The sequence below is a fragment of the Allobosea sp. genome (assembly GCF_017308015.1).
Taxonomy (GTDB): domain Bacteria; phylum Pseudomonadota; class Alphaproteobacteria; order Rhizobiales; family Beijerinckiaceae; genus Allobosea.
This window is the reverse complement of the sequence record NZ_JAFKFW010000055.1, coordinates 1-7,148: the sequence shown is the minus strand read 5'-3', so window position 1 is coordinate 7,148 and position 7,148 is coordinate 1. Positions and strand designations below refer to the sequence as shown.

The 7,148-nt window shown below is 66.8% G+C and carries 7 protein-coding genes, 1 tRNA gene and 1 pseudogene; 8 read left to right on the top strand and 1 reads right to left on the bottom strand.

Going from position 1 to position 7,148, the window contains the following annotated elements; translation table 11 throughout:
- Nucleotides 1-158: 158 nt before the first annotated feature.
- The 4 genes and pseudogenes from J0I42_RS23915 to J0I42_RS23900 all read left to right on the top strand — a co-directional run.
- Nucleotides 159-347, top strand: a pseudogene (locus tag J0I42_RS23915) (AraC family ligand binding domain-containing protein); the annotation flags it as partial.
- A 12-nt stretch (nucleotides 348-359) separates the two neighbouring features.
- Nucleotides 360-761 carry a helix-turn-helix transcriptional regulator gene (locus J0I42_RS23910; protein WP_291658682.1) on the top strand — a complete coding sequence of 134 codons (402 nt, stop codon included), beginning with the start codon at nucleotides 360-362 and terminating at the stop codon, nucleotides 759-761.
- Nucleotides 762-831: 70 nt separating this feature from the next.
- A complete protein-coding gene (gnd, locus tag J0I42_RS23905) occupies nucleotides 832-1,827 on the top strand; it encodes a phosphogluconate dehydrogenase (NAD(+)-dependent, decarboxylating) (RefSeq protein ID WP_291658680.1) in 996 nt (331 codons plus the stop codon).
- Nucleotides 1,828-1,831: 4 nt separating this feature from the next.
- A complete protein-coding gene (locus J0I42_RS23900) occupies nucleotides 1,832-2,356 on the top strand; it encodes a gluconokinase (protein ID WP_291658678.1) in 525 nt (174 codons plus the stop codon).
- Nucleotides 2,357-2,365: 9 nt separating this feature from the next.
- On the opposite strand, the gene J0I42_RS23895 is transcribed toward J0I42_RS23900, so the two are convergent.
- Nucleotides 2,366-3,802 (bottom strand): multicopper oxidase family protein, encoded by a 1,437-nt coding sequence (locus tag J0I42_RS23895; protein WP_291658677.1) that lies wholly within the window; start codon nucleotides 3,800-3,802, stop codon nucleotides 2,366-2,368.
- Nucleotides 3,803-3,990: 188 nt separating this feature from the next.
- Between J0I42_RS23895 and J0I42_RS23890 the strand changes: the two genes are divergently transcribed.
- From J0I42_RS23890 to J0I42_RS23875, 4 genes are all read left to right on the top strand, one after another.
- Nucleotides 3,991-4,075: transfer RNA gene (locus J0I42_RS23890), tRNA-Leu, on the top strand.
- A 90-nt stretch (nucleotides 4,076-4,165) separates the two neighbouring features.
- Entirely contained in the window at nucleotides 4,166-5,596 is a 1,431-nt protein-coding gene (tig, locus tag J0I42_RS23885; protein WP_291658675.1) for a trigger factor, read from the top strand.
- A 162-nt stretch (nucleotides 5,597-5,758) separates the two neighbouring features.
- Nucleotides 5,759-6,382, top strand: coding sequence for an ATP-dependent Clp protease proteolytic subunit (locus J0I42_RS23880; protein WP_291658674.1), 624 nt, complete (start codon nucleotides 5,759-5,761; stop codon nucleotides 6,380-6,382).
- 266 nt (nucleotides 6,383-6,648) lie between these two features.
- The coding region (locus tag J0I42_RS23875) for a ClpX C4-type zinc finger protein (protein ID WP_291658673.1) at nucleotides 6,649-7,148 on the top strand (500 nt) is incomplete at its 3' end.

Below are 7,148 nucleotides of genomic sequence, written 5' to 3'. Positions count from 1 at the left end.
TCGCAGCCACCGCCCAGAACCTCAGGAAAATGGCGAAGCTGATGCCGGCCGGAGCACCGTCCCTGGCGGCATAAGGGCGCACGCACTCTCAGCGATCCGTTCAGCCTCAATCAGCAGCCGACCCACAGCCGACTTTTTCAACGCAATCGGTCCATAACGGCCGCTCCGGCGTCGAGGCCGGATTCCGCTACCGCATGATCTATGTCGAGCCGCGCCTGATCCGGCAGGCGATGGGCGAATGCGGCCGCGCCTTGCCCTTCATATCCGCGGTCGTTTCGCAGGACACGCGCCTTGTCGCGGCGATCGCTGGCGCGCTGCGAGACCTCGGCCAGCCGCTCGACCCGCTGGCGGCCGACGATATGGTCGAACGGCTCGCGCAGGCGTTGCTCGCGCTCGATCCCTTGTCGGGGAGCGCTCGCTGCTCCCGGCTTGACGTCACGGCGCTGGAGCGGGCTCGCGACTATCTCGATGCCCATGCGCCCGAGGCCGTCGATTCCAGCCGGCTGGAAACCATCACCGGGCTCGATCGCTTCGCCCTGGCGCGCCAGTTCCGCGCGGCCTTCGGCACCAGCCCCTATAACTACCTCGTGATGCGCCGGCTCGATCGCGCCCGCCGCATGATGGCGGAGGATGCGTCCCTGGCCGATGTGGCCTTCGCGTTAGGTTTCGCCGATCAGAGCCATCTGACCCGCCAGTTCCGCCGCGCCTTTGGCGTCACGCCGGGCCGCTGGCGGGCCTTGCAACGGCAAATCCGGGCCTGAGCCCTGCGTTGCTTCAGCTTGCTCCGCCCGTCGCCTCCATGCTTGAAGCAGAAAAAGCCGGCTTCACGGAGTGTCTGACATGCAGCTTGGAGTGATCGGCCTCGGCCGTATGGGGGGCAATATCGTGCGCCGGCTGATGCGCGCCGGCCATGAATGCGTGGTCTATGACCGCGACCCGAAGCCGGGTCAGGCGCTCGCCGCGGACGGCGCGGTCGTCGCTTCCGATCTCAAGGACATGGTCGCCAAGCTCCAGGCGCCGCGCGCCATCTGGGTGATGCTGCCGGCCGGCAAGGTCACCGAGGCGACCCTGGCTGAGCTCGCCGGGCTCGTCGGGGCGGGCGACACGCTGATCGACGGCGGCAACGCCTTCTGGAAGGACGATGTCCGCCGCGGCAAGGAGCTTGGCGCCAAGGGCGTCCATTACATGGATATCGGCACCTCCGGCGGCGTTCACGGGCTCGATCGCGGCTATTGCCTGATGATCGGTGGCGACAAGGCGGCCTTCAACCGCCTGGAGCCGATCTTCGCGACGCTGGCGCCCGGCAAGGGCGATATCGAACCGACCAGGCATCGCGAGGGCCGCAACCCGACCAGCGAGCAGGGTTATCTGCATTGCGGGCCGACCGGCTCCGGCCATTTCGTCAAGATGGTCCATAACGGCATCGAATACGGCATGATGCAGGCCTTCGCCGAGGGCTTCGACCTGCTGCGCAACGCCTCGGCCAAGGAAGGCCTGCCGGCCGAATACGGCTTCGATTTCGATACCGCCGAGATTGCCGAGGTCTGGCGCCGCGGCTCGGTCGTCACCTCCTGGCTGCTCGATCTGACGGCCGAGGCGCTGGCCGCCGACGAGGAGCTCTCCTCCTATACCGGCAATGTCTCGGATTCCGGCGAGGGCCGCTGGACGGTCGATGCCGCCGTCGAGACCGCGACGCCGGCCGAGGTGCTGACCTCGGCGCTGTTCGCGCGCTTCCGCTCGCGCGTCGACCACACCTTCGGCGAGAGGATCCTCTCGGCGATGCGCGCCGGCTTCGGCGGCCATGTCGAACCCAAGAAGCAGGGCTGAAGCGGTGACGCAGGGAGCAAGCGGCGGCCGCCCGGCCGTCATCGTCGTCATGGGCGTCGCAAGCTCGGGCAAGACCTCGCTCGGCGAGCGGCTGGCGGAGCGCCTCGGCTGGCCGTTCCGTGACGCCGATTCCTTCCATCCGCCCGAGAACGTCGCCAAGATGGCCGGCGGCACCCCGCTCAACGATGACGACCGTAAGCCCTGGCTCACGGCCATCGCCGCCTGGATCGACGATCTCCGGTCCAAGGGCGAGCACGGCATCGTCACCTGCTCGGCCCTGAAGCGCGCCTATCGGCGGGTGATCGTCGGCGACCGGCCGGACGTGCGCCTGGTCTATCTCAAGGGCTCGCGCGAACTGATCGGCCGGCGCATGGCCGCTCGCCAGCACCATTTCATGCCGCCGGCCTTGCTCGACAGCCAGTTCGCCGCGCTGGAGGAGCCGGGCGACGACGAGAAGCCGCTGGTCGTCTCGGTCGAGGACAGCAAGGACGCGATCGTGCAGGACGTGGTCGAGCGGCTTGGCCTCTGACGACCAGCGTCATGTCACCTCGAACCAGCTCCACAGCCCGAGGTCGAAGCGCTCCAGCACCGTCGACGAGATCAGCCAGCGTCCGGGATTGTCGGCGATGAAGGCGATGTGCAGCTTCTTGCGCTCGGGAATCTGCACGGTGTCGAGGAAATAGTTCTCCCAGCCGTCGTCGAGCGGGTGCAGCAGCCGGAAGCTGTGGCCATGGACGTGGAACGGCTGCACGAAGGCCGTGCGGTTGTCGATCGCCATCACGATCGGCGTGCCGCGCTTGACGCTGAACAGCGGCTTGCCATCGAACGAGCCCGTGCCGCCATTGACCCGCCACGGGCTGGCCAGGTCGAGTCCCGAGAAGTCCAGCTTCTGATCCTCGGTCAGCTTCGCGCCGCCCTCGACGACGAGTTCGGGCCGTAACGCATCCTGCATGCGCACGCCGAGCGGCAGGGCGGGGTTGAGCTTCAGGGCCGGCGCGGCCGCAGGCGGCACCTGCGGCTGGCCTGCCGTGACGATCCTGACCAATGGCAGTCCGCCGCCGATCAGCGCGCTGATGTTCACGGCGGCGCCGACCTCGATCGGCAGGTCGAGGATGACGTCGTAACGCGTGCCCGGCGCAAAGGGCAATTGCGAGCGCACGGGCTCGAAACTCTCGGTCGGCTGGCTGTCGACCGCGATCACGGTCGCCTTCCCGCCATCGAAGCGCAGTCGCATGATCCGGGCGTTGCAGGCATTGGCCAGCCTGAGACGAATGCGCGCCCCCGGCCGCGCCGAGATCGGCTGCGGCGGCGAGCGGCCGTTCACGGTGAGCCAACTCCCGAGCCGCCCGGCCGAGGCCGCAGCGTTGCCTTGCAGCACGAAGGGCTGGAGCGCCTGGTCGTCGCCGATGAGCCAGTCCGTGACGAGCACGGGCAGGTCGAGATCGGCCGGCAGCGGCTCCTTTTCCTCGACGATGACGAGCCCGCTCAGGCCCCGGCCGGCCGGTTCGGACGAGCCGCCGGCCCGGAGCGGGCGATAGAGTAGGGTGCCCGAATCCGGCGGCGTGATCCGGAATTCGCCGGTTTCTCCGGGCGCGATGGGCGGGCGTGTGAAGCTGGCGGCGCCGTCGCGCTCGGCCTCGCCGCGAAGGCCGTACCAATGCAGGTCGAGCGGCGCCGCCGTCTTGTTTTCGAGTTTGAGGGCCAGCGTCTCGCCCTGCTTGATTCGCAAGGTCGGGCCGGGCGTGGCGCCGCCGAAGGCCCAGATTTCCGTATCGGCGGGGGGTGACGGGCGCAGCCTTGCCTTCATGGGCTCCGCGACGAGCGTCTGCCGCTGGGGCTCGGTCGCAGCCCTGGCGGCAATGGCCGGCGCTTGGGCCAATCCTGCCCGCGGAGCGATCAGGCAGGTGCCGCCAAGCCCCGCCAGCATATGGCGGCGCGTGAGGGAGGGGCTGGCGGCGGCGGGCGGCTTGGTCATGGCCTATCGCATAATCTGACCGGTGGACTATGGCGAGAGCGTCGTCCGCCCCGGCTTGGAAAAGCGCTGCGGGTGGCCTGTTTTGCAGAACCGTCATTTTTTTGCTGCATGGCCCGGCCGAAATGCGTATAGGCCTGCGGCTTGACGATGGCCGCGCTGCGTTTGCTCGCGCGCAGCGCTATCGGCCGGCGGGCGTGGCGGAATTGGTAGACGCACTGGTTTTAGGTACCAGCGGCGAAAGTCGTGGGGGTTCGAGTCCCTCCGCCCGCACCATCGGTCTAGTTTTTTCGCGAGCGCGGCGGCGGTCGAACCGGCGTCGCGCTTTGGACATTGAGACGTAAACGAGCTGTTGGCGGTACAAAAATGAACGTGACCGAAACCCTGTCCCAGGGCCTCAAGCGCGAATTCCAGGTGGTGCTGAACGCCGCCGACCTGAAGTCCAGGCTCGATGGCAGCCTCCAGGACCTCCAGGGCAAGGCCAAGATCAATGGCTTCCGCCCGGGCAAGGTGCCGGTCGCGCATCTGCGCCGCCTCTATGGCCGTTCGGTCATGTCCGACGTGCTGCAGAACGCCGTCAACGAGGCGAACCAGAAGATCGTCGCCGACAACAACCTGAAGCTCGCCTTCGAGCCGCAGATCCGCTTCCCCGAGAACAAGGAAGAGATCGAGGCCGCGATGGAGGCCAAGGGCGATCTCGCCTTCACCGTCGCGCTCGAAGTTCTCCCGAAGATCGAGCTCGCCGACCTCTCGGACGTTTCGCTCGTGAAGCCGGTCGCCGAGGTTCCGGACGCCGATGTCGATGCCGCGCTGCTGCGCATGGCTTCCGGCAACCGCAGCTATTCGACCAAGGGCGAGAAGGCCAAGGCCGAGAAGGGCGACCGCCTGATCATCTCCTTCGTCGGTACGCTCGACGGCGAGAAGTTCGACGGTGGCACGGGCGAGGGCATCCCGCTCGATCTCGGCGCCGGCCAGTTCATCCCCGGCTTCGAGGAGCAGCTCGAGGGCGCCAAGACCGGCGAGACCCGCACCGTCAAGGTGACCTTCCCCGAGAACTATGCGGCCGAGAACCTTGCCGGCAAGCCGGCCGAGTTCGAGGTCACCGTGACCGACGTGCAGGCGCCCGAGGCCATCAAGATCGACGATGAGCTCGCCAAGGGCTTCGGCATGGAGTCGCTCGACAAGCTCAAGGAAGCCGTGACCGAGCAGATCGGCCGCGACTTCGCCGCCCAGTCGCGCCGCAAGCTCAAGAAGGGCCTGCTCGATGCGCTCGACGGCAAGTACGGCTTCGAGCTGCCGCCGACCCTGGTCGAGCAGGAGTTCGCCAGCGTCTGGAGCCAGGTCGAGGCCGACATGAAGCAGGCCAACAAGACCTTCGCCGACGAAGACACGACCGAGGACGCCGCCCGGGCCGACTACCGCAAGATCGCCGAGCGCCGCGTGCGTCTGGGCCTCGTGCTGGCCGAGATCGGCGATCAGGCCAAGGTCCAGATCTCGGACGACGAGGTCACGCAGGCTCTGATCGAGCGCGCCCGCCAGTTCCCGGGCCAGGAGAAGCAGGTCTGGGAGTTCTACCGCAAGAACCCGCAGGCTCTCGCCGAGATCCGCGCCCCGATCTTCGAGGAGAAGGTCGTCGACCACCTCCTCGGCCAGGTGAAGGTCGAGGACCAGACGGTTTCGCGGGAGGCGCTCTACGCTGACGACGACGCCGAGGAAGCCACCGAGGCCAAGCCGAAGAAGGCCGCCGCCAAGAAGACGAAGAAGGCCGAAGCCAAGGCTGACGACGCCTCCGCCTGAGCTTCCGGGCAACCTTAACGACAGCATTCGCGCCGCCGGCCTTCGCGACCGGCGGCGCTTCCCTTTTCAGTCGCGATTGCCGTGCTTAAGTGAGTGTCTTCCGAGACACCGCCGATTCGACATCTCGCTGGGCTCCCAGCGTTCCACCTCAAGGACAGATCCATGCTTCGCGATCCGCTCGAGACCTACAACAATCTCGTCCCGATGGTGGTCGAGCAGTCGAGCCGCGGTGAGCGCGCCTTCGACATCTATTCGCGCCTGCTGCGCGAGCGCATCATCTTCCTCACCGGCCCGGTCGAGGACTATTCCGCCTCGCTGATCGTGGCGCAGCTCCTGTTCCTCGAAGCCGAGAACCCCAAGAAGGAAATCTCCTTCTACATCAACTCGCCCGGCGGCGTGGTCACCTCCGGCCTCTCGATCTACGACACCATGCAGCTCATCCGCTGCCCGGTGACGACGGTCTGCATCGGCCAGGCCGCCTCGATGGGCTCGCTGCTGCTGACGGCCGGCGCCAAGGACATGCGCTTCGCCCTGCCGAATGCGCGCATCATGGTTCACCAGCCCTCCGGCGGCTTCCAGGGTCAGGTCACCGACATCCTGATCCATGCCAGGGAGGTCGAGAGCCTGAAGAAGCGGCTGAACGAGATTTACGTGAAGCACACCGGGCGTTCCTATGAGGACATCCACGCCGCGCTGGAGCGCGACAATTTCATGACCGCCGAGCAGGCCAAGGAGTTCGGCCTGATCGACAAGGTCATGGAGCGCCGGCCGGAGGTCGAGGCCTGATCGGGGCGCTCGCGATCCTGTGGGTTGGCCCTGCTCGTCGGAGCCCCCATATTGAACGAAGGACGGCCCCGTGTTTGCATGGGGCCGGGGGTGAGCGGACGGGCGCTCCATTCTGATCCGGCTTGGGCCGGCCCTGCGTATCCGAATGTACCGGAACGGGCCGTTAACCTAATCATCGTGATCTGAGCGCTTAGATATGACGGAGAGACGACGGCTGCATCCGCCACGGGCGATGCGGCTCCCGGCTCCCGAACTGGAGATGGACGATGGCTAACAAGCCCGGCGGCGACTCGAAGAGCACGCTTTACTGCTCTTTCTGCGGCAAGAGCCAACATGAGGTTCGCAAGCTCATCGCGGGCCCGACCGTGTTCATCTGCGATGAATGCGTCGAGCTCTGCATGGACATCATCCGCGAGGAATCGAAATCCGCGCTGGTGAAGTCGAAGGACGGCGTGCCGACCCCCAAGGAGATCCGCAAGGTCCTCGACGACTACGTCATTGGCCAGGAGCACGCCAAGAAGGTGCTCTCGGTGGCGGTGCACAACCACTACAAGCGTCTCTCGCACGCGACGAAGCAGAACGACGTCGAGCTCGCGAAGTCGAACATCCTGCTGATCGGGCCGACCGGCTCGGGCAAGACGCTGCTCGCGCAGACGCTGGCCCGCATCCTCGACGTGCCCTTCACCATGGCCGACGCGACGACGCTGACCGAGGCCGGCTATGTCGGCGAGGATGTCGAGAACATCATCCTCAAGCTGCTCCAGGC